The sequence below is a fragment of the Nocardioides taihuensis genome (genome assembly GCF_042657275.1).
GTDB lineage: Bacteria > Actinomycetota > Actinomycetes > Propionibacteriales > Nocardioidaceae > Nocardioides > Nocardioides taihuensis.
Genome location: NZ_JBHSKD010000031.1, coordinates 1 through 1,496, shown reverse-complemented (window position 1 = coordinate 1,496; position 1,496 = coordinate 1). Strand labels below are relative to the sequence as shown.

Genomic DNA, 1,496 nt, shown 5'->3' with positions numbered 1-1,496 from the left:
AGTGTGCGCGCCGAGAGCGCCCGGGCTGTGCCGGGGTTCTCCGATGGTCCTGGTCGTGGGGTCTGGGTGCTGGGGTCAGCCGGGTTGGAGTGCTGCCCAGCCGGTGTCGATGAGGTGATTCCAGGGCCAGCCGCGGGGGAGCCGGAGTCGTCGGCGTCGGCCGGTGTGGATGATGCGTCCGGCGACCGTGAGGAGTCGGAAGCGGAGTCGCTTGGGTTCCCATCGGCGGGCGGGGTGGTCGTGCCAGGCCAGGGTTTGGGTCCAGACGAGGAGGTCGGCGGCGAGTGCGACGATCTCGAGCCAGATCTGGTTCTGGGCGAAGCCGTGGAAGGGCAGGTTCCGCAGGCCGGTGTCCTTCAGCCCACGGATGCGGTCCTCGGCGCGGGCGCGTTGCCGGTGGCGGACCTCCAACGCAGCCAACGTCCAGCCCGGGCCCTTGGTGTTGGTCGCGAAGCAGGTGATCCGCCAGCCGTTCTCGTCGGTCAGCCTCAGTTGGGCACCGGGGTGGGGCCGCTCGCGTCGGGCGATCACCCGCATGCCCTTGGGCCATCCGGTCAGGGTCTGGGGCAGGTAGGCGGTGAGCTCGGCGACCTGGGCACCGTCGCGGGGTTCGCCGTCGCCATCGACCGCGGCGCGCCACGCCTGCGCCGGGACCTTCCCCAACGCCTCCACGATGGGCGGCATCCCGTAGAACCCCACGCTGTAGTGCAGTCCGAGGTCGGTGATGTGGTGCAGGAAGTCCTTGACCCCGCCGCCGGTGTCGGTGCGGACCACCACCCCGCCACGTTCGACCTGGGGGAGCTGGGCCAGCGCTTGGTCCAAGACGGCGATGTGGTCCGCGGCGGTGTTCGCGCCCGCCGATCCCGGCCGGAGCAGTCCGGCGAGAGTCTCCCCGGACCCGGCCTCGCCGTGGTCGCAGAACGCCAGGATCGGGTGGAACCCGAACCCCCGCTTGAACGTGGGCGCCGCGTGCTCCTTCTCGCTGTGCGCGGTCACCAGCGTGGCGTCCAGGTCGAGGATCACCTGACCACCCGGCTCGCCTGGGATCGGCCGTCGGCGTGACCACACCCGGCCACGGGCCAGCGCACGTGCGGCCCGGATCGCGGCCACCGCCGCGTCCATGTCGGCGGCGAGGGTGGCGATCAGCCGCGAGACCGTCGGATCCGATGCCACCGGCCCGAACACCTCGGGCTGAGCGCGGACGACCGCGACATCGGCCAGGCAGTCACCACCCAGCGCGACCGCGGTCGCCACGTCGAGGAGCACCTTGCCCGGGTCATGGACGGCCCGGTCCGAACGCCAAGGACCCAGACCGACGGACAGGGCGCGGTCCAGCCCCGAGGCTCGCATCGTCTGTCGCAGCAGCAGCCCGCCAGAGGACGAGACCAGCGACTCGCGGCCGGAATCGAGAACAACAGCAGGACCAGGGCTACGCTTCACCTACGGAGTGCCTTCCGCTCGGAGACCTTGAGACTTCCCAATCCCAAGAATCCCGT

The 1,496-nt window shown here is 71.2% G+C and carries 1 protein-coding gene; it reads right to left on the bottom strand.

Annotation, left to right across the window (positions count from 1 at the left end):
- Positions 1-75: 75 nt before the first annotated feature.
- The gene (locus ACFPGP_RS23810) at positions 76-1,440 is read right to left on the bottom strand and encodes an IS1380 family transposase (protein WP_378594053.1); all 1,365 of its coding nucleotides are present in this window, start codon (positions 1,438-1,440) and stop codon (positions 76-78) included.
- Between the last annotated feature and the right edge of the window lie 56 nt (positions 1,441-1,496).